Raw genomic sequence first — 20,123 nt, 5'->3', positions numbered from 1 at the left:
TCGTCGTGGTCGCCGCGCGCGGCGACCACGACGACGCGCGGCGCCGCCCCGCACACGCGCGAGCCCGCCGCCTCCCGTTCCGTGCGGAACGAGGAGACGGCGGGCTGAGGCACGTGCCCGACTACCGCGGCCGCTGGATCAGCGGGCGTAGTACTCGACGACGAGCTGCTCGTCGCAGATGACCGGGATTTCCTTGCGGTTCGGGTCGCGGTCCAGGCGGAAGGCCAGGGCCTTCAGGTTCACCTGGAGGTAGCGCGGCGTCTCACCCTCGGTGTCGTAGCCACCCTCGCGGGCAACCTGGAAGGGGTGCTTCTCGCGGCTGCGCTCGCGGACCATCACGACGTCGTCGGGACGGACGCGGAACGACGGCTTGTCGACCTTGCCACCGTTGACCTCGATGTGGCCGTGGACGACCATCTGACGGGCCTGGTAGATCGTGCGGGCGATGCCCGAACGCAGGATCAGGGCGTCGAGGCGGCGCTCGAGCTCGATGACCAGGGCCTCGCCGGTCTTGCCTTCGGCCTTCTTGGCGCGGTCGTAGGCGCGGGCCATCTGCTTCTCGCTGATGTCGTACTGCGCGCGCAGACGCTGCTTCTCGAGCAGACGGACCTTGTAGTCCGAGTTCTGCTTGCGCCCACGGCCGTGCTCGCCCGGCGGGTAGGGGCGGGCCTCGAAGTACTTGACAGCCTTCGGCGTCAGCGCGATGCCGAGCGCACGGGACTTCTTGACCTTGGGACGCGACTGGTTAGGCACGTTCTCCAGACCTCCGTTGTAGGTTAGGTTAGGCTCACCTTACTCAAGGAGATCGCATGTCTCGTCCGGGGAACACCAGTCACGTCACGGACAACACAAAGAAGGCCGACATCAAGAGTGTCGACGCGACGGAGGTCCGATCAGATCGTGGTCAGCCGCGTCCCAGCGGACTTGAAATCGCGCGGATGCCGTCAGCAGCCGAGCGCACACGAACTCTCGTACAGAGTACCTGCTCCGCGGTAGTGCTTCTCCCGCGTCCCGTCGCGGCCCTCCCCGAGCAGCTCGTTCCCGAGGAGCGGAGCGTGGGGCCCGACGGCGAGGTGCTGCTGGTCTTCCCCGCCGACTCACCGGTCGTACGGGCCGCCACCCACGCCCAGGACGACGAGTTCCCGGCGGTGCTGGAGATCACGGACGTGGCCCCGGTGTCCGTGCCCCACCGTATCCGGGGCCGCGCCTGGGTCTCCGGCTGGCTGACCTGCGTACGCGGGGTCGCGGAGCCGGGGCGCATGCTCGTGCGGCTGGAGGTCGGCGAGGCGCGGGTGGACGATCTGTGGGGCACCGGCATGGTCGAACCCGAGGCCTTCGCGGCCGCGGCCGCCGATCCGCTCGTCGAGCACGAGGCGGAGCTGCTCCAGCATCTGCACGCGGCGCACGGCGACCAGGTGCGGCAGCTGTGCGGTCTGGTCGGCGAGAGGGCCGACGGCACCGCCGCGGTGCCCCTGGGTCTGGACCGGTTCGGGCTGCGGGTGCGCTTCAGCGGCGGCGAGCGGGGGCGGGTCTTCGACGCGCGCTTCGACTTCCGCGAGCCGGTGCGGGACGTCGTCGGGCTGCGCCGGGCCATGCACCAGCTCTTCGAGGCGGCCGCGCACTGACCCGGCGGGCGGACCGGCGGCACGTCAGGGGCGGGTTTCGGCCTGACCGTCGCCGCGCAGCCGGCCGCGCACCTTCTCGACGACGTCGGCGTACCGGGCTTCCGCGCCGTAGCGCGTGGGCTCGTAGTAATGGCGGCCCTGCACGGCGTCCGGCGCGTACTGCTGAGCGGCGATGGCGCCGGGGACGTCGTGCGGATAGACGTAGCCCTGCGCGTGGCCGAGCTTGGCCGCGCCCTGGTAGTGCCCGTCGCGCAGGTGCGCGGGGACCGGGCCCGCCAGGCCCTTGCGTACGTCGGCCCGGGCGGCGAAGATCGCGTTCGTCGCGGCGTTGGACTTGGGCGCGAGAGCCAGCGCGATGGTGGCGTGGCTCAGGGTGAGGGCGGCCTCGGGGAACCCGATCATGGCCACCGCCTGGGCGGCGGCCACGGCCGTCGGCAGGGCGGTCGGGTCGGCGAGGCCGATGTCCTCGCTCGCCGAGATCATCAGCCGCCGCGCGATGAACCGCGGGTCCTCCCCCGCCTCGATCATGCGCGCCAGGTAGTGCAGCGCGGCGTCGACGTCGGAGCCGCGGATGGACTTGATGAGGGCGCTCGCCACGTCGTAGTGCTGGTCGCCGTCACGGTCGTACTTCACCGCCGCCCGGTCGACCGTCTCCTCGACCGTTTCGAGGGTGATCTCCTCCTCGCCCTTGGCGATGGCCGCTCCGGCGGCCGCTTCGAGCGCGGTGAGCACGCGCCGGGCGTCGCCCCCCGCGATCCGCAGCAGGTGCGCCTCGGCGTCGTCGGCGAGCGTGACCGCTCCGCCCAGACCGCGCTCCTCGGTGAGGGCCCGGTGCACCAGGGCCCGCAGGTCGTCGTCGGTCAGCGGCTCCAGCGTCAGCAGGAGGGAGCGGGAGAGCAGCGGGGAGATGACCGAGAAGTACGGGTTCTCCGTGGTCGCCGCGATGAGCGTGACCCAGCGGTTCTCCACGGCGGGCAGCAGCGAGTCCTGCTGGGCCTTGCTGAAGCGGTGGATCTCGTCGAGGAAGAGGACGGTCTCCTTGCCGAAACCGCCGGAGGCGCGGCGGGCCCCGTCGATGACGGCGCGCACTTCCTTCACGCCGGCGGTGATCGCGGAGAGCTCGACGAAGCGCTTCTGGGTGGCCAGGCTCACGACGTACGCCAGCGTGGTCTTGCCGGTGCCGGGCGGGCCCCAGAGGATCACCGAGGAGGGTCCGGCGGGGCCGCCGCTGCCCTCACCGACGAGCCGGCGCAGCGGCGCCCCCGGCTTCAGCAGATGCTGCTGGCCGACGACCTCGTCGAGGGTGCGCGGACGCATCCGCACGGCGAGGGGGCTGCTGGACGGATCCTTGAGCCGGCGCTCTTCGGCGGCTGCGGTGAACAGGTCTGGCTCCACGTGTGAAGCCTATGTCAGCCCACTGACAACGCCGTCGGCTCAGCTGGTCCAGAACGTCCACCAGCGGGTCAGGATCAGCATGCCGATGATCCCGATCCACAGCACCGGCGGCAGCCAGTGGAACTCGGTGAGGACACTGCGCAGGCCCTTGGGGGCGGGGAGCAGCCGGTGCTTGATGTTGTGCGTGGTGACGTAGCAGAACATCACGATGGTGGCGACCCAGGCCAGGCAGCACCACAGGCACAGCGAGCCGATGTTGTAGAGCGACTGGTACTGGAGCCAGGTGCAGAATCCGACGCCGAAGAGGGTGCCCGCGTTCAGGCCGAGCCAGAACCAGCGGCGGTAGCGCGCCCCGGCCAGCAGGCCGACGCCGATGGAGACGACCATCGCGTAGGTGACGAGTCCGAGCATCGGGTTGGGGAATCCGAAGGCCGCGGCCTGCTCGCTCTTCATGATGTTGCCGCACGCGACCACGGGGTTGAGGCTGCAGCCCGGTTGGAAGCCCGGGTCCTCGAGCAGCTTGATCTTGTCGATCGTGATGACCCAGGAGGCCAGCAGCCCGGCCAGACCCGTGATCACCAGCAGCAGGGCGAGGGGACGGCCACTGCCGGTCGCGCCCTTCGGGCCGTCCTGCGTGCCGTTGGAGGTGCGGTCGTCCACCGCTGCAGTCGTCATATCGCCGTTCCGTCACTGAGTGTTGGCTGCCGGACAGGCTCATTCTGCCGCACCGTCACCCCGGTCCACCGTTCGATGGACATAAAGGGATACGGGCCCGCGCCCCGCCGTGCGCCCTTCCGCAGGGCTGTGACCGGCGCGAAGCGGCGTTCGAGGGCTCCGGCCCCGGCCGGGGGGCGTCGCGGCGGCCCGGGCGGGCGAATCGGCGCGCGCCGGGTTGACGTTACGAGCGGGTGTGCGAGCGGATGCCGCACGGGCAGGGGCCCGGCCGTCGTCGCGACGGCCGGGCCCCTGGTGCGGCGCGGGGGCGCTCAGGCCAGGCGGCGGCGCAGCTCCGCGGTGACAGCGTCGAGGGCGACCGGCTCCTGCTCGCCGGTCTCCATGTCCTTGAGCTGGACCTGGCCGTCGGCCAGATCCCGCTCGCCGGCGACGATCGTGTACCGGGCGCCGGAGCGGTTGGCGTTCTTCATGGCGCCCTTGAGGCCCTTGCCGCCGTACGCGAAGTCGGCCGCGATCCCGGCCCTGCGCAGCTCGGTGACCGCGGCGAACAGGACGCGGCGCGCCTCCTCGCCGAGCGGCACCGCGTACACGCTGGTGGCGGCCGGCAGGTCGAGCTCGACACCCTCCGCCTCCAGCGCCAGCACCGTGCGGTCCACGCCGAGCGCCCAGCCGACGGACGGCAGCGCGGGGCCGCCGATCATCTCGGACAGGCCGTCGTAGCGGCCGCCACCGCCCACCGCGGACTGCGAGCCGAGGCCGTCGTGGACGAACTCGAAGGTGGTGCGGGTGTAGTAGTCGAGGCCGCGTACCAGCTTCTCGTCGTCCTCGTAGGCGACGCCCGCCGCGTTCAGCAGCTCGCGGACCTGCTCGTGGTACGCCTTGCACGCGTCGCACAGGTAGTCGCGCAGCATCGGCGCGCCGACGAGCTGCTTCTGGACCTCGGCGCGCTTGTCGTCGAGCACCCGCAGCGGGTTGATCTCGATGCGGCGGCGGGTGTCCTCGTCCAGGTCCAGATCGCGCAGGAAGCCCTGGAGGGCCTCCCGGTAGACGGGGCGGCACTCCTTGTCGCCCAGCGAGTTCAGCAGGATGCGGAAGTTGCGCAGGCCCAGCGAGCGGTACGCCTGGTCGGCGAGGATGATCAGCTCGGCGTCCAGGGCCGGGTCCTCGGCGCCGATCGCCTCGGCGCCGACCTGCGAGAAGTGGCGGTAGCGGCCCTTCTGCGGGCGCTCGTAGCGGTAGTACGAGCCGGAGTACCAGAGCTTGACCGGCAGGTTGCCGCTCTTGTGCAGGTTGGCTTCGAGGGCCGCGCGCAGCACGGAGGCGGTGCCCTCGGGGCGCAGCGCCAGCTGGTCGCCGCCCTTGGTCTCGAAGGCGTACATCTCCTTGCTGACGATGTCGGTGGACTCACCGACACCGCGCGAGAAGAGGGCCACGTCCTCGAAGCCGGGCGTCTCGATGTAGCCGTAGCCGGAGTTCCGCAGCGGCGCGGAGATCGCCTCGCGGACCGCCAGGAACTTCGCGGAGTCCGGCGGGATGAGGTCGTACGTGCCCTTGGGGGCCTTGAAGGTGCTCACAGGAAGTCTCGTCACATTCCTCGTCGGGGAGCGGCGGCCAGACCGTTGAGATACGGGTTGGTGGCGCGCTCGCGGCCGATGGTCGTCTGGGAGCCGTGGCCGGCCAGCACCACGGTCGAGTCGTCGAGCGGCAGGCACACGCGGGCCAGCGACTCGAGCATCTCGGCGTGGTCGCCGCCGGGCAGGTCGGTGCGTCCGACGGAGCCGGCGAACAGCAGGTCGCCCGAGAAGAAGACCGACGGGATGTCGGACTGCTCGGGCAGCCGGAAGGTCACCGACCCCTTGGTATGGCCGGGCGCGTGCGAGACGGTGAAGTCGAGGCCCGCCAGCTTCAGCTCGGCGCCGTCGGCCAGCTCCTTGACGTCGTCGGGCTCGCCCACGGTCAGCTCGCCCATCAGCGGCATGCCGATCGAGCGGCCGAGCGCCTTCTCGGGGTCGCTCATCATGTACCGGTCGGCGGGGTGGATCCACGCGGGCACGTCGTGCGCTCCGCAGACCGGGACGACCGAGGCGACGTGGTCGATGTGGCCGTGGGTGAGGACGACGGCGACCGGCTTGAGGCGGTGCTTCGCGAGCGCTTCCTCGACGCCCGCGGCGGCCTGGTGGCCGGGGTCGATGATCACGCACTCCTCGCCCGCGGCGGGGGCGACCAGGTAACAGTTGGTCCCCCAGGCCCCGGCGGGGAACCCGGCAATAAGCACGATCGTCCTCAATATGTCGTCCGGCGGGAGATGCCGCTGTCGATTGCAGCAGATCAGAGCCTACCGGCGCCGCTCATCGCACAGCGAACCCATATACGGTACGGGCAAGCTCGGCTCGGCCGGACAGCAGTGCGACAGCAGTGACAGACGAGACGTACGAGGAGAACACCGGTGGTCAGCAGCGATCAGCGGCGGCGCCAGCTCGCCCGGGAGAAGTTCGAACGCCAGCAGCAGCGCCGCGCCGAGGCCCGGCGCAAGGCGCGCCGCCGCAACGCCGTGATCGCCTCGGCGCTCGCCGTGGTGCTCGCGGCCGGCGCGACGGCGTTCGCCACGGGCGTGCTGGGCGGCGACGACAAGGACGACACCGTCGCCGACGCGACGCCCACCTCCACACCCTCGAAGGCGCCCGACCCGTGTGCCGAGCCCGCGCCGGGTTCGGTCAAGAAGCTGTCGTACAAGAAGGAGCCGGCGCTCACCGTCGACAAGTCGGCCACCTACACGATGAAGCTCGACACCACCTGCGGCGACATCACGCTCGCGCTGGACCCGGCGAAGGCCCCGCGCACGGTGAACTCCTTCAACTTCCTCGCCGCCAAGGGCTACTTCGACCACACGAAGTGCCACCGGCTGACGACGAGCGGCATCTACGTCCTGCAGTGCGGCGACCCGACGGCGCAGGGCTCGGGCACGCCCGGCTACAAGCTGCCGGACGAGAACCTGAAGGACCCGAAGCTCAAGGGCGGCGTCTACCCGGCGGGCACCGTCGCCATGGCGAACGCGGGTCCGGGGACCGGCGGCAGCCAGTTCTTCCTCGTCTACCAGGACAGCAAGTTGCCCGCCAACTACACACCGTTCGGAACCATCAAGGGTGGTCAGGACGTGCTGAAGAAGATCGCCGCGGCGGGTGAGGCGACCGGTCAGGGCGACGGGGCGCCCAATGCCACCGTGGTCATCGACAAGGCGACCGTCACCAAGTAAATCCGGAAGTGCGGGATGCGGACAGCCGCCCTGCCGTTCGCCTATGTTGGCGGTGTGCAGGGCGCATGCAGCCCCGCGAAAGAAACTGTGGACGATGCCCGGGGTGAACAGCCCTCGCGGGCATCATGTGGAGGAGGCGCTGTGAGCAGCGACCCGTGGGGCCGTGTCGACGAGACCGGCACCGTGTACGTGCGTACGGCCGACGGCGAGAAGGTCGTCGGTTCCTGGCAGGCGGGCTCTCCCGAGGAGGCCCTGGCCTACTTCGAGCGCAAGTACGAGGGCCTGGTTGTCGAGATCGGCCTCCTCGAGCGGCGGGTGAAGACCACCGACCTGTCCGCCAAGGACGCCCAGGCCGCGATCGGGCATCTGCGTCAGCAGATCGACGAGCACCACGCGGTCGGTGACCTCGACGCGCTGAGCAAGCGCCTCGACGCACTGGTGGCGACGGTCGAGGCGCGCCGCGAGGAGCGCAAGGCCGAGAAGGCGAAGCAGACCGACGAGGCGAAGCACGCCAAGGAGGCTCTGGTCGTCGAGGCCGAGGAGCTGGCGCAGAGCGAGCAGTGGCGGGCGGCCGGCGAGCGGCTGCGGGCGCTCGTGGACATCTGGAAGGGCCTGCCGAGGCTCGACCGGAAGTCCGACGACGAGCTGTGGCACCGCTTCTCGCACGCGCGCTCGGCGTTCTCCAAGCGGCGCAAGGCCCACTTCGCCTCGCTGGACGCCCAGCGCGAGGAGGCCCGCAAGACCAAGGAGAAGCTGGTCGCGGAGGCGGAGAGCCTCTCGGGCTCCACCGAGTGGGCCGCCACGGCCGCGCGGTACCGCGACCTGATGACCGAGTGGAAGGCCGCCGGCCGCGCCCAGCGCGAGGCCGAGGACGACCTGTGGAATCGCTTCCGCGGCGCCCAGGACGTGTTCTTCGCGGCGCGCGGCGAGGTCTTCGCGGAGCGCGACGCCGAGCAGGCGGAGAACCTCAAGCTCAAGGAGGAGCTCGCGACCGAGGCCGAGAAGCTGGTGCCGGTGAAGGACCTGAAGGCGGCCAGGGCCGCGTTCCGCTCCCTCAACGAGCGCTGGGAGGCCATCGGCCACGTGCCGCGCGACGCCCGCCCGAAGGTCGAGGGGCGGATGCACGCGGTGGAGAAGGCCCTCCAGGAGACCGAGGAGAACGAGTGGCGCCGTACGAACCCTGAGGCGCGCGCCCGCGCCGCGGGTCTGACGGGCCAGCTCCAGGACGCCGTGGACAAGCTGCGCGGTCAGATCGACCAGGCGCGCGCGGCGGGCAACAACGCCAAGGCCGACAAGCTCGCCCGCGAGCTCGAAGGCCGGCAGGCGCTGCTGGACCAGGCCCTGAAGGGTCTCCAGGAGTTCGGCGGCTGACACCCCGGCGGTACGCGCGAGGCCCCGGTACGGATGTCCGTACCGGGGCCTCGCGCGTTCGTGCTACGGCCGGCGGGCCGAGGTGACGCGGTAGACGTCGTACACGCCCTCCACGCCGCGCACCGCCTTCAGGACGTGGCCCAGGTGCTTGGGGTCGCCCATCTCGAAGGTGAAGCGCGAGGTGGCCACCCGGTCGCGGGACGTCTGGACCGCCGCGGACAGGATGTTGACGTGCTGGTCGGACAGGACGCGGGTGACGTCCGAGAGCAGCCGCGACCGGTCCAGCGCCTCGACCTGGATGGCGACCAGGAAGACGGAGGACTGGGTGGGGGCCCACTCGACGTCGAGGATCCGCTCCGGCTCCTGGGACAGCGAGTCGACGTTGACGCAGTCGGCGCGGTGCACCGACACGCCGCTGCCCCGGGTGACGAACCCGATGATGGGGTCGCCGGGTACGGGCGTACAGCAGCGGGCCAGCTTGACCCACACGTCGTCGACGCCCTTGACGACCACGCCCGGGTCGGCGTTCGAGCGGCGCTTGCCGCGACCGCGTGAGGGCGGGGCGCTCTCGGCGATGTCCTCGGTGGCCGCCTCCTCGCCGCCGAGCGCCTGCACCAGTTTCTGGACGATGGACTGGGCGGTGACGTGGCCCTCGCCGATCGCCGCGTACAGCGAGGAGATGTCGCTGTAGCGCATCTCGTGCGCGAGCGTGACGAGGGAGTCGCCGGTGAGGATGCGCTGGATCGGCAGGTTCTGCTTGCGCATGGCCCGCGCGATGGCGTCCTTGCCCTGCTCTATGGCCTCGTCGCGGCGCTCCTTGGAGAACCAGGCGCGGATCTTGTTGCGGGCGCGCGGCGACTTGACGAAGCCGAGCCAGTCGCGGGACGGGCCCGCTCCGGCCGCCTTGGAGGTGAAGACCTCCACCAGGTCGCCGTTGTCGAGGGTCGATTCGAGCGGTACGAGCCGCCCGTTGACCCGTGCCCCTATCGTGCGGTGGCCGACCTCCGTGTGGACGGCGTACGCGAAGTCGACGGGGGTGGCGCCGGCGGGCAGCGCTATCACGTCGCCCTTGGGGGTGAAGACGAAGACCTCGTTGCGGGACAGGTCGAAGCGCAGGGACTCCAGGAACTCGCTGGGGTCCTCGGTCTCCTTCTGCCAGTCGAGGAGCTGGCGCAGCCACGCCATGTCGTTGACGGTGTCCTGGCCGCGCCCGGTGTTCTTGGGCACGTCGGTGCGCACCTTGGAGGCGCCCGCGACGGCCTCCTGCTTGTACTTCCAGTGCGCGGCGATGCCGTACTCGGCCCGGCGGTGCATGTCGAACGTGCGGATCTGGAGTTCGACGGGCTTGCCGCTGGGTCCGATGACCGTCGTGTGGAGCGACTGGTACATGTTGAACTTCGGCATCGCGATGTAGTCCTTGAACCGGCCGGGGACCGGGTTCCATCGCGCGTGGACGGTGCCGAGGGCGGCGTAGCAGTCGCGGACCGTGTCGACCAGGACGCGGATGCCCACCAGGTCGTAGATCTCCGCGAAGTCTCGGCCGCGGACGATCATCTTCTGGTAGACGCTGTAGTAGTGCTTCGGGCGGCCGGTGACGGTCGCCTTGATACGGGCGGCGCGCAGGTCGGCCTGGACCTCGTCGGTCACTATGGCGAGGTACTCGTCGCGCTTGGGGGCGCGCTCGGCGACGAGCCGCACGATCTCGTCGTACATCTTGGGGTAGAGGATCGCGAAGGCGAGGTCCTCCAGCTCCCACTTGATGGTGTTCATGCCCAGGCGGTGGGCCAGGGGCGCGTAGATCTCAAGGGTCTCGCGGGCCTTCTTCTCCTGCTTCTCCCGCTTGAGGTAGCGCATGGTGCGCATGTTGTGCAGCCGGTCGGCGAGCTTGATGACCAGGACGCGCGGGTCCTTGGCCATGGCGACGACCATCTTGCGTACGGTCTCGGCCTGCGCGGCCTCGCCGAACTTGACCTTGTCGAGCTTGGTGACGCCGTCGACGAGGAGGGCGACCTGGTCGCCGAAGTCGCGGCGCAGGGTGTCGAGGCCGTACTCGGTGTCCTCGACGGTGTCGTGCAGCAGCCCTGCCATCAGAGTCGCCGGGTCCATGCCGAGCTCGGCGAGGATGGTCGTCACGGCGAGCGGGTGCGTGATGTACGGGTCGCCGCTCTTGCGCTTCTGGCCCCGGTGCCAGCGCTCGGCGACCTGGTAGGCGCGCTCGATCTGGCGCAGCGTCGACGTCTCGATCTTCGGGTCGTTGCTGCGGACGGCCCGCAGGAGCGGTTCGAGGACCGGGTTGTACGGGCTGGAACGCTGGACGCCCAGCCGGGCGAGCCTGGCCCGCACGCGGTTGGAGGAGCCGCTGCCGGAGCGCGGGGCGGAGCCCTGGGCCGGTTTGGGGCCGGACACCGGCGGCGTGGAACCGGCCCGCTCGGGGGCGGTCTTCGGCTTGCCGGTGGGCTCGGGATTCCTGCCGGGGGCGCCGCCGCCGGCCGGGGCGCCGCTCGCGGGAGGGCCGCTCGTGGCCGGGGGGCCGCCGCTCGCCGGGGGGCCGCCCTTCGCGGGCGTGGCCGCGGGGCCGGCCGCGGGCGTGGCCGGGCCCGCCGCGGCCTGCTGCTCGGGCTTGGCGGCTGCGGTGTCCCCCGGACGGGAGCTGGGGGAGAGTGGCTGGGCCTCGTCTGGCAAGAGCGCTCCTCGTGCGGGTCCGGGTCCCCCGGTCAGGCCCGGAAAGCCCATGGTAACGATGCCCGGCCTCCGGTTCCCCCCCGGCCTGACACCTGGGACAACGTGGAAGGCGGGCCCCGGAATTCCTCCGAGGCCCGCCTTCCACGTACAGCCGTGCTGGTCAGACCGTGATCAGGGCCTCCAGCGGAGCCCCTCGGAGCGCCGGTTCCAGACGGGCGCGACCGCCCAGGAATCCGAGCTCCATGAGGACCGCGACCCCGGCGACCTCGGCGCCGGCCCGCCGGATGAGCTCCAGCGAGGCCTCGGCGGTGCCGCCGGTGGCGAGGACGTCGTCGATGACGATGACGCGGTCGCCGTCGGCCAGGTCCTCGGCGTGGATCTCGATCTCGGCGGCGCCGTACTCCAGCTCGTACGCCTGCTTCAGCGTCGCTCCCGGCAGCTTCCCCGCCTTGCGTACGGGGATGAAGCCGAGGCCCGCGCGGACGGCGACCGGCGCGGCCAGGATGAAGCCGCGCGCCTCCAGGCCGACGATCTTCGTGGCGCCGCAGCTCACGCACAGCTGCGCGAGGGCGTCGGTCAGGGCCGTGAAGGCCGCCGGGTCCGCGAGCAGCGGGGTGATGTCCTTGAACATCACTCCGGGCTTCGGATAGTCCGGCACGTCCCGGATGCGGCTGAGCAGGAGGTCCTGCGTGCTCGTCGTCATCGGCGCTTCCCCGAGGGCCTGCCCCGGCCCCCGCTGCGGCCACGGGGCTGCCCGACGACGGCGCCGGCCGGCGCCGCGTCGCCCGCGGAGCCGTCCTGGAGCTCGCCGGAGGCGTCGTAGCCGTCGGCGTCCGGGTTCTCGCCCTTGGCCGTCGCGGCCGCCCGCCTGGCGAGGACGCGCTTCTTCAGGGCCTTCATCTGCGGGTCGCGTTCCTTCAGGTCGGCGACGAGCGGAGTGGCGATGAAGATCGAGGAGTACGCGCCGGCCGCCAGGCCGACGAAGAGCGACAGCGAGATGTCGTTGAGCATGCCCGCCCCCAGCACACCGCCGCCGATGAACAGCAGGCCCGCGACCGGCAGCAGCGCGACGACAGTGGTGTTGATGGAGCGCACCAGGGTGCCGTTGAGGCTGCGGTTGGCGACCTCGCTGTACGTCCAGCGCGTCTGCTTGGTGATGTCCTTCGCCCCCTCCTTGAGACCGTCGAAGACGACGACGGTGTCGTAGAGGGAGTATCCGAGGATCGTGAGCAGACCGATCACGGTGCCCGGGGTGACCTCGAAACCGACCAGCGCGTACACACCGACGGTGATCGTGAGGTCGTGGACCAGGGCGATGAGGGCGGCCAGGGCCATGCGCCACTCGAAGGCGATGGCGAGGTAGACCACCACCAGCACCATGAAGATCGCGAGGCCGGTCCAGGCCTTGTTCGCGATCTGCTCGCCCCAGCTGGGGCCGACCAGCTCGGAGGTGATGTCGTCCGCCGAGACGCCGAGGTCCTTCGCGAGCTCGTCCTTGACCGGGATGGCGGTGTCGGTGTCCAGACCGCTGATCTGGATCCGCATGCCGCCGTTGCCGAGCTCCTGGACGATCGCGTCGTGGCCGGACGCCTTCTCGGCGTCCTCCTGGACCTGGGCGACGGAGACGCCGGTCTTCGCCGTGGTGAAGACGGCGCCGCCCTCGAACTCGATACCCATGACCAGGCCGCGCACCGCCAGGCCCACGATGGCCGTGATGGTGATCAGGATCGAGAGGCCGTACCAGATCTTCCGCTTGCCGACGAAGTCGTATCCGACCTCACCGTTGTAGAGGCGGGCGCCGAGGCTTCCGAGTCGGGACATCTCAGGCCTCCTTCGGGTCGATGGGGGCGGAGACGCGACGGGTACGGCGCAGGGGAGGCTGTACGCCGAGCCGCTTCGGGTCCAGGCCGGACCACGGGTGGCCCTGGCCGAAGAACTTCGTGCGCGCCAGCAGCGTCATCAGCGGCTTGGTGAAGAGGAAGACGACGACCACGTCGAGCAGGGTGGTGAGGCCGAGCGTGAACGCGAAGCCCTGCACCTTGCCGACGGTCACGGCGAACAGCACCGCGGCGGCGAGGAACGACACGAAGTCGGAGACCAGGATCGTGCGGCGGGCACGCGGCCAGGCGCGCTCCACGGCGGGCTTGAGCGTGCGGCCCTCGCGGATCTCGTCACGGATGCGTTCGAAGTACACGATGAACGAGTCCGCCGTGATGCCGATGGCGACGATCGCACCACACACCGCGGGGAGGTTGAGGGCGAAGCCGATGGCCGGGCCGAGCAACGTCATGATCGTGTACGTCAGGATCGCGGAGACGACGAGGCTCACGATCGCGACGAACGCCAGGCCGCGGTAGTACGCCAGCAGGTAGACGACGACCAGCGCGAGACCGATGGCGCCGGCGATCAGGCCGGCCTGCAGCTGCTCGCCGCCGAGCGCGGCCGTCACGGTGGTGACGGTCTCCGTGCTGAAGGTGAGCGGAAGGGCGCCGTACGACAGGATGTTGGCCAGGTCCTGGGCCGACTCCTGGGTGAAGCTGCCGGAGATCTCGGCGTTGGCGCTGAGCGTCTGGTTGACCGACGGGGCCGAGACGACCTCGCCGTCGAGGACGATCGCGAACTGGTTCTGCGGGGGCTGCTGCTGCGAGAGCTTGCCGGTGATCTTCTGGAACTTCTTGGAGCCCGCGTCGGTGAACTCCATGTTCACCTTCCAGCCGCCGCCGCGCTGGGTGTCGAGGGTGGCGCTGGCGTCGTCGACGTCCTTGCCGTTGACCTCGGCCGGGCCCAGGATGTACTTCTCCCACTGGCCCCCGTTGTTCTTGCCGCAGGCGACCATCGGTTCCTCGGGCTTGGCGCCCATGTTGGCCTGGACCCGGTCGGTCTTCTCGGCGCAGTCCAGCGCCGCGAACTTCTTCTCGAGCGCGGCGGTCGCGGGGTCGGCCGGCGGGGTGGCCGACGGCTCGCCGCTCTTCTCCGGGCTCTTCGACGCGCTGCCCGTGGGCGTCGGCGTCGGGTCCTTCTTGAGCCCGTCCGTCACGGCGCGGCCCTGCGTGGTGGCGGTGGCGGTCGGCGTGGACTTGTCGTCCTTGCCGTCCTTGCCGCCCGCCGAGGGCTTCGGGGAGGGAGGGGCGTCCGGCGTCGGGGTACCGGCGGTGTAGGTCACCACGGGCCGGAAGTAGAGCTGGGCGGTCGTGCCGACCTGCTCGCGGGCCTGCTTCTCGTTCGTGCCCCGGGGGATGTTGACGATGATGTTCTTGTCGCCCTGGGTCTGAACCTCGGCCTCGGACACACCAAGACCATTGACACGGCGGTCGATGATGCCGACCGCCGTGTCCATGTTGGTCTTGTTGATCGAGTTCGGCTTGCCCGGCTCGGCCTTGGCCTCGAGCGTGATGCTCGTGCCGCCGGCCAGGTCGATGCCCAGACGCGGCGTGAGCTCACCGGTCGCGAACATCCCGCTGGTGAGCGCGACCATGGCGATCAGGATCAGAGCCAGAGCTCGACCTGGCCTGCCCGGAGCCCCCGCGGGCCTGCGGCCCTTCTTCGGTGCTGCCACCTTCTCGTTTCTCCCTGTCCAACCGCCCCCGCGCCGGGTGAGCGCCAAGGCGGCCACGAAGTATGTGGGGCCCAGCCCCGCGGAAGTCGACACGATCCGGGGACCGGGGCGCGCCGGTGGGCGTGCCCCGGTCCCCGTACGTGACTACTTCGCGTCGCTCTCGCCGTCGGTCTTCTTGTCCTTCGGCTCGTCGGCGGCCACGTCGGCCGCGTCGTGCGCCTTGCCCGCCTCGCCGGCCTCGTCCTTCTTGCCCAGGTCGATGCGCGCGACGTCGTCGGAGTCCGCGGACTCGGTCAGCGAAGAGGCGTCGTCCGGGACGACCGGAGCGTCGATCTTGAGGTCACCGTCACCGTGGACGATGCGGTTGTACTCCTCGTCCTCGAGGACGGCGCCGACGGCGTTCTTCGCGTAGACGGCGTGCACGCCCGGCGCGACCTCGAGGAGGATCGTGTCGTCGTGAACTTCCTTGACGGTGGCGTACATGCCCCCGATCGTCCGGACGCCGGTGCCGGGCTGCATTTCGTTGCGCATCTGCGCAGCCGCCTGCTGCTTCTTCTTGGCGGACCGGGTCATCAGGAACATGGCCCCGATGAGCACGATGAAGGGGAGGAGGGTCACGATATTCACGGGACGGAAATTCCTTCGCACGACCGCGCCGGGGAGCGGCCTGATCTACGGGGGTGGGCACGCCGGCCCTGGAAGGGCGGCATCGGCGGAGTCTAAGCGAGTCCGCATCAATGGAACAACGCCCAGCATGGCACCGTGGTTCCTGACAGGTCGACCCTCCGCGCCGTCAGGTCCATCACGTCCCAAAGAGACCCTGTTGTCCGATTTTTCCGTTACCCTGTTGCGGCGGTACGAGCCCCAGGTGCGTCCAGGCCGCGGGCGTGGCCACCCGGCCCCTCGGCGTCCGGGCCAGCAGCCCCTCCCGTACGAGGAACGGCTCGGCCACCTCCTCGACCGTCTCCCGCTCCTCCCCCACGGCCACGGCCAGCGTGGAGAGCCCCACGGGGCCGCCGCCGAACAGCTTGAGCAGGGCTCCGAGGACGGCCCGGTCGAGGCGGTCGAGGCCTCGGGCGTCGACCTCGTACACCTTCAGGGCCGCGGCGGCGATGTCACGGTCGATGATCCCGTCGGCCTTGACCTGGGCGTAGTCACGGACGCGGCGCAGCAGCCGGTTGGCGATACGGGGCGTGCCGCGGGAGCGTCCGGCGATCTCGGCGGCGCCGTCCGTGTCGATCTCCACGTCGAGCAGCCGTGCGGAGCGGTGAAGGACGCGCTCCAGCTCCGCCGGTTCGTAGAACTCCATGTGCCCGGTGAAGCCGAATCGGTCGCGCAGCGGGGGCGGCAGCAGGCCGGCCCTGGTGGTGGCTCCGACGAGGGTGAACGGCGGCAGCTCCAGCGGGATGGCGGTGGCGCCGGGGCCCTTGCCGACGATCACGTCGACGCGGAAGTCCTCCATGGCCATGTAGAGCATCTCTTCGGCTGGGCGGGACATCCGGTGGATCTCGTCGAGGAAGAGGACCTCGCCCTCCTGGAGGGAGGAGAGGATCGCGGCGAGGTCGCCGGCGTGCTGGATGGCGGGGCCCGAGGTGATACGGATCGGGGCGTTCATCTCGGCCGCGATGATCATCGACAGGGTCGTCTTGCCGAGGCCCGGGGCGCCCGACAGCAGCACGTGGTCGGCGGTGGCGCCGCGGGCACGGGCCGCCCGCAGGACCAGGTCGAGCTGCTCGCGGACCTTCTCCTGGCCGACGAACTCGTCGAGGTCCTTGGGGCGCAGCGCGGCCTCGACGGCCTGGTCCTCGCCGTCGGGGCCGGAGTCGACCAGTCGCTGGTCGATGTCGGGTCCGTTGTCGTCCCAGTTCATGTACGGGTCTCTCGCATCGGAAGTGAGCGGTCGGAGCCGGCCGGCCGGAGTCAGCGGGCGCGGTTGAGGGTCTGGAGCGCGGCGCGCAGCAGCTGCGGCACGGGCGGCCGGCTGCCTTCCGCGAGGGCCGCCTCGGCCTGCGGGGCGACCGCCGCGACCGCCTCCTCGGCCTCGCGCGTCGCGTAGCCGAGGCCGATGAGCGCGGCCTGGAGCTGCTCGCCCCAGGGGGCGGGCCCCGACGCGGCGCGCTGGGCGCCGACGTGGCCGGCGGTGCCCAGCGGCTCTCCGAGGCGGTCCTTGAGTTCCAGGAGCAGCTTCTGGGCGCCCTTCTTGCCGATGCCGGGCACGGCGGTGAGCGCCTTCTCGTCGCCTGTCGACACGGCCAGCCGCAGCGCGTCGGGCGAGTGCACGGCGAGCATGGCCTGGGCGAGCCGGGGGCCGACGCCGCTGGCGGTCTGGAGCAGCTCGAAGACCTGCCGCTCGTCGTCGTCGGCGAAGCCGTAGAGGGTGAGCGAGTCCTCCCGTACGACCAGCGAGGTCGCGAGCTTCGCGTCCTGGCCGACGCGGAGCGCGGACAGCGTGTTCGGCGCGCACTGCACGGCCATGCCGATGCCGCCGACCTCGATGACCGCCGTGGTGGGAGCGAGTGCGGCGACCGGGCCGCTGACGAATGCGATCATCGGGTGACCTTCCGTACGGGGATGCGGGGCGCGCGGGCCGCGGCGTGCGCCTGCTGGAGGCGGTTGACCGCGGGGGCGCGCCAGATGTGGCAGATGGCGAGCGCGAGTGCGTCGGCGGCGTCGGCCGGTTTCGGCGGGGCGTCGAGCCGCAGGAGGCGGGTCACCATGGCTCCGACCTGGTCCTTCTCGGCCCGGCCGTTGCCGGTGACGGCCGCTTTGACCTCACTGGGCGTGTGCAGGGCGACGGGCAGTCCGCGGCGCGCGGCACAGAGCATCGCGACCGCGCTGGCCTGGGCGGTGCCCATCACCGTACGGACGTTGTGCTGGCTGAACACCCGCTCCACCGCGACGTATTCGGGCCGGTGCTCGTCGAGCCACGCCTCTATGCCGCGCTCGATCGCCACCAGCCGGTCCCCCAGCTCCGCGTCCGCCGGCGTCCGCACGACTCCGACGCCGAGCATCTTCAGGGGACGGCCCGCGACGCCCTCGACGACGCCGACGCCGCACCGGGTCAGCCCCGGGTCCACGCCCAGTACGCGCACGATGCCCTCCCCTTCGATCACCTGTTTGTGCAGGCTATCGGGTGCCAGTGACAAAGCGGCGGGCCGACGGGTGTGTCCCGTCGGCCCGCCGCTGTTTCGCGCCGCTGACCGGAGCGTCAGGCGTCGACCTTCTCCATGACCTCGTCGGACACGTCGAAGTTGGCGAAGACGTTCTGCACGTCGTCGCTGTCCTCCAGCGCGTCGATCAGCTTGAAGATCTTCCGCGCGCCCTCCTCGTCGAGCTCGACCTGCATGGTCGGGACGAAGTTGGCGTCCGCCGAGTCGTAGTCGATGCCGGCGTCCTGGAGCGCGGTCCGGACCGCGACCAGGTCGGTGGCCTCACTCAGCACCTCGAAGGACTCACCGAGGTCGTTGACCTCCTCGGCGCCCGCGTCGAGGACCGCGCCGAGCACGTCGTCCTCGGACAGCTCGCCCTTGGGGACGACCACGACGCCCTTGCGGTGGAAGAGGTACGAGACGGAGCCGGGGTCGGCCATCGAGCCGCCGTTGCGGGTCATGGCGACCCGCACGTCGGAGGCGGCGCGGTTGCGGTTGTCGGTGAGGCACTCGATGAGCACCGCGACGCCGTTGGGGCCGTAACCCTCGTACATGATGGTCTCGTAGTCGACGCCGCCCGCCTCGAGACCGCCGCCGCGCTTGACCGCGGAGTCGATGTTCTTGTTGGGGACGGAGCTCTTCTTCGCCTTCTGGATGGCGTCGAAGAGGGTCGGGTTGCCGTCGATGTCGGCGCCGCCGGTGCGGGCCGCGACCTCGATGTTCTTGATCAGCTTCGCGAAGAGCTTGCCGCGCTTGGCATCGATCACGGCCTTCTTGTGCTTCGTCGTAGCCCATTTAGAGTGGCCGGACATCCGCCTGTCTCCTTCGCGTCACCAAACACTGCTGCGTTCGGCAGAGATCCTACCGGGATCCCGTCAGCGTACGGCGCGCACCATCTCTGTGAAGAGCCGGTGCACCCGGTGGTCGCCCGTCAGTTCGGGGTGGAACGACGTGGCGAGGGCGTTGCCCTGGCGGACGGCGACGATGTGGCCGTCGTGCTCCGCGAGCACCTCGGTCCGGGCGCCGACCGACTCCACCCACGGGGCGCGGATGAAGACGCCCTCGACGGGGCCGTCCTCGATGCCGGCGATCTCGACCTGGGCCTCGAACGACTCGTTCTGCCGTCCGAAGGCGTTGCGGCGCACGATCATGTCGATGCCGCCGAACGTCTCCTGGCCCGAGCGCGGGTCGAGGATCTTGTCGGCGAGCATGATCAGTCCGGCGCAGGTGCCGTAGACCGGCATGCCGTCCGCGATCCGCTCGCGCAGCGGCTCCCGCATGCCGAAGAGCGCGGCCAGCTTGGACATGGTGGTGGACTCGCCACCGGGGATGACCAGGCCGTCGATCTCGGCGAGCTCCTCGGGGCGCCGGACCGGCCTGGCCGTGGCGTCCGCCACGGCCAGGGCGACCAGGTGCTCCCGTACGTCGCCCTGGAGAGCCAGGACGCCGATCACAGGGTTGCTCATGTCCGGCACTACCAGCCGCGGTTGGCGTAGCGCTCGGTCTCGGGGAGGGTGTCGCAGTTGATGCCGACCATGGCCTCGCCGAGGTTGCGGGACGCGTCCGCGATGATCTTCGGGTCGTCGTAGAAGGTGGTGGCCTTCACGATCGCGGCGGCGCGGGCGGCCGGGTCGCCGGACTTGAAGATGCCGGAGCCGACGAAGACGCCCTCGGCGCCGAGCTGGCGCATCAGCGCGGCGTCGGCGGGGGTGGCGACGCCACCGGCGGAGAACAGCACCACCGGGAGCTTGCCGAGCTCGGCGACCTCCTTGACGATCTCGTACGGGGCGCGGAGCTCCTTGGCGGCGGCGTACAGCTCGTTGTTGTCGAAGCCGCGCAGCTTGGCGATCTCGTTCTTGATCTGGCGCAGGTGGCGGACGGCCTCGACGACGTTGCCGGTGCCGGCCTCACCCTTCGAGCGGATCATGGCCGCGCCCTCGGCGATACGGCGCAGGGCCTCGCCCAGGTTGGTGGCGCCACAGACGAAGGGGGTGGTGAAGGCCCACTTGTCGGAGTGGTTGACCTCGTCGGCCGGGGTCAGCACCTCGGACTCGTCGATGTAGTCGACGCCGAGGGACTGGAGGACCTGGGCCTCGACGAAGTGGCCGATGCGGGACTTGGCCATGACCGGGATCGAGACGGCCTCGATGATCTCTTCGATCATGTTGGGGTCGGACATCCGGGCCACGCCGCCGTCCTTGCGGATGTCGGCGGGCACGCGCTCCAGCGCCATGACGGCCACGGCGCCCGCGTCCTCGGCGATCTTCGCCTGCTCGGCGTTGACGACGTCCATGATCACGCCGCCCTTGAGCTGCTCCGCCATGCCGCGCTTCACGCGTGCGGTGCCGGTCTCGGGGGCCTGGAAGTTGCTGGTGCTGGACACGGATGGACCTCACTCGGAGAAAGAAGGTTCTTGC

19 protein-coding genes are annotated in these 20,123 nt (G+C 70.7%); 3 read left to right on the top strand and 16 right to left on the bottom strand.

Translation table 11 applies throughout. The features are described from left to right. Nucleotides 1–138: 138 nt before the first annotated feature. Nucleotides 139–753: a 30S ribosomal protein S4 gene (rpsD, locus tag E2E34_RS03735; RefSeq protein WP_138894445.1), complete on the bottom strand. Its 615-nt coding sequence runs from the start codon at nucleotides 751–753 to the stop codon at nucleotides 139–141. A gap of 185 nt (nucleotides 754–938) precedes the next feature. Between rpsD and E2E34_RS03730 the strand changes: the two genes are divergently transcribed. Next, nucleotides 939–1,625, top strand: coding sequence for a DUF2470 domain-containing protein (locus E2E34_RS03730; RefSeq protein WP_138900450.1), 687 nt, complete (start codon nucleotides 939–941; stop codon nucleotides 1,623–1,625). A 24-nt stretch (nucleotides 1,626–1,649) separates the two neighbouring features. Here the strand turns inward: E2E34_RS03730 and E2E34_RS03725 are convergent, their stop codons facing one another. The 4 genes from E2E34_RS03725 to E2E34_RS03710 form a co-directional block, all read right to left on the bottom strand. Continuing rightward, entirely contained in the window at nucleotides 1,650–3,020 is a 1,371-nt protein-coding gene (locus tag E2E34_RS03725; protein WP_138900449.1) for a replication-associated recombination protein A, read from the bottom strand. Between the two features lie 39 nt (nucleotides 3,021–3,059). After that, entirely contained in the window at nucleotides 3,060–3,695 is a 636-nt protein-coding gene (locus tag E2E34_RS03720; protein WP_138900448.1) for a vitamin K epoxide reductase family protein, read from the bottom strand. A 311-nt stretch (nucleotides 3,696–4,006) separates the two neighbouring features. Next, complete coding sequence (hisS, locus tag E2E34_RS03715; protein ID WP_138900447.1) at nucleotides 4,007–5,269, bottom strand: histidine--tRNA ligase; 1,263 nt, start codon at nucleotides 5,267–5,269, stop codon at nucleotides 4,007–4,009. A gap of 11 nt (nucleotides 5,270–5,280) precedes the next feature. After that, nucleotides 5,281–5,970 (bottom strand): MBL fold metallo-hydrolase, encoded by a 690-nt coding sequence (locus tag E2E34_RS03710; RefSeq protein ID WP_138900446.1) that lies wholly within the window; start codon nucleotides 5,968–5,970, stop codon nucleotides 5,281–5,283. A 171-nt stretch (nucleotides 5,971–6,141) separates the two neighbouring features. Here E2E34_RS03710 and E2E34_RS03705 point away from each other — a divergent pair, with 171 nt between their 5' ends. Together E2E34_RS03705 and E2E34_RS03700 are read left to right on the top strand one after the other, a co-directional pair. Next, nucleotides 6,142–6,948: a peptidylprolyl isomerase gene (locus E2E34_RS03705; RefSeq protein WP_138900445.1), complete on the top strand. Its 807-nt coding sequence runs from the start codon at nucleotides 6,142–6,144 to the stop codon at nucleotides 6,946–6,948. 141 nt (nucleotides 6,949–7,089) lie between these two features. Next, nucleotides 7,090–8,319, top strand: a complete 1,230-nt coding sequence (locus E2E34_RS03700; protein ID WP_138900444.1) for a DUF349 domain-containing protein — start codon at nucleotides 7,090–7,092, stop codon at nucleotides 8,317–8,319. A 63-nt stretch (nucleotides 8,320–8,382) separates the two neighbouring features. Here the strand turns inward: E2E34_RS03700 and E2E34_RS03695 are convergent, their stop codons facing one another. The 11 genes from E2E34_RS03695 to pdxS all read right to left on the bottom strand — a co-directional run bounded on the left by E2E34_RS03695 (nucleotide 8,383) and on the right by pdxS (nucleotide 20,089). Further along, nucleotides 8,383–11,001 (bottom strand): RelA/SpoT family protein, encoded by a 2,619-nt coding sequence (locus E2E34_RS03695; RefSeq protein ID WP_138900443.1) that lies wholly within the window; start codon nucleotides 10,999–11,001, stop codon nucleotides 8,383–8,385. 160 nt (nucleotides 11,002–11,161) lie between these two features. Further along, entirely contained in the window at nucleotides 11,162–11,704 is a 543-nt protein-coding gene (locus E2E34_RS03690; RefSeq protein WP_138900442.1) for an adenine phosphoribosyltransferase, read from the bottom strand. Then, complete coding sequence (secF, locus tag E2E34_RS03685) at nucleotides 11,701–12,822, bottom strand: protein translocase subunit SecF (protein WP_138900441.1); 1,122 nt, start codon at nucleotides 12,820–12,822, stop codon at nucleotides 11,701–11,703. The genes E2E34_RS03690 and secF overlap by 4 nt, the downstream gene beginning before the upstream one ends. A gap of 1 nt (nucleotide 12,823) precedes the next feature. After that, nucleotides 12,824–14,557, bottom strand: coding sequence for a protein translocase subunit SecD (secD, locus tag E2E34_RS03680; protein ID WP_138900440.1), 1,734 nt, complete (start codon nucleotides 14,555–14,557; stop codon nucleotides 12,824–12,826). Between the two features lie 144 nt (nucleotides 14,558–14,701). After that, the gene (gene yajC / locus E2E34_RS03675; protein ID WP_138900439.1) at nucleotides 14,702–15,184 is read right to left on the bottom strand and encodes a preprotein translocase subunit YajC; all 483 of its coding nucleotides are present in this window, start codon (nucleotides 15,182–15,184) and stop codon (nucleotides 14,702–14,704) included. A gap of 175 nt (nucleotides 15,185–15,359) precedes the next feature. Next, complete coding sequence (gene ruvB, locus E2E34_RS03670) at nucleotides 15,360–16,427, bottom strand: Holliday junction branch migration DNA helicase RuvB (RefSeq protein ID WP_138900438.1); 1,068 nt, start codon at nucleotides 16,425–16,427, stop codon at nucleotides 15,360–15,362. Between the two features lie 50 nt (nucleotides 16,428–16,477). Further along, entirely contained in the window at nucleotides 16,478–17,107 is a 630-nt protein-coding gene (gene ruvA, locus E2E34_RS03665; RefSeq protein ID WP_138900437.1) for a Holliday junction branch migration protein RuvA, read from the bottom strand. After that, nucleotides 17,104–17,649 carry a crossover junction endodeoxyribonuclease RuvC gene (ruvC, locus tag E2E34_RS03660; protein ID WP_138900452.1) on the bottom strand — a complete coding sequence of 182 codons (546 nt, stop codon included), beginning with the start codon at nucleotides 17,647–17,649 and terminating at the stop codon, nucleotides 17,104–17,106. Before ruvC ends, ruvA begins: the two co-directional genes overlap by 4 nt. A gap of 116 nt (nucleotides 17,650–17,765) precedes the next feature. Then, complete coding sequence (locus tag E2E34_RS03655; protein ID WP_138900436.1) at nucleotides 17,766–18,518, bottom strand: YebC/PmpR family DNA-binding transcriptional regulator; 753 nt, start codon at nucleotides 18,516–18,518, stop codon at nucleotides 17,766–17,768. 63 nt (nucleotides 18,519–18,581) lie between these two features. After that, on the bottom strand, nucleotides 18,582–19,172 hold the full coding sequence (pdxT, locus tag E2E34_RS03650) for a pyridoxal 5'-phosphate synthase glutaminase subunit PdxT (protein WP_138900435.1): 591 nt from the start codon (nucleotides 19,170–19,172) through the stop codon (nucleotides 18,582–18,584). A gap of 8 nt (nucleotides 19,173–19,180) precedes the next feature. Beyond that, nucleotides 19,181–20,089: a pyridoxal 5'-phosphate synthase lyase subunit PdxS gene (gene pdxS / locus E2E34_RS03645; RefSeq protein ID WP_138900434.1), complete on the bottom strand. Its 909-nt coding sequence runs from the start codon at nucleotides 20,087–20,089 to the stop codon at nucleotides 19,181–19,183. Nucleotides 20,090–20,123 lie beyond the last annotated feature (34 nt).

The sequence above is a fragment of the Streptomyces albidochromogenes genome (assembly GCF_005981925.1).
In the GTDB taxonomy this organism is placed as follows: Bacteria; Actinomycetota; Actinomycetes; order Streptomycetales; family Streptomycetaceae; genus Streptomyces; species Streptomyces albidochromogenes.
Note: the sequence above shows the minus strand (reverse complement) of the source record. Positions and strands in the feature narration are given on the sequence as shown.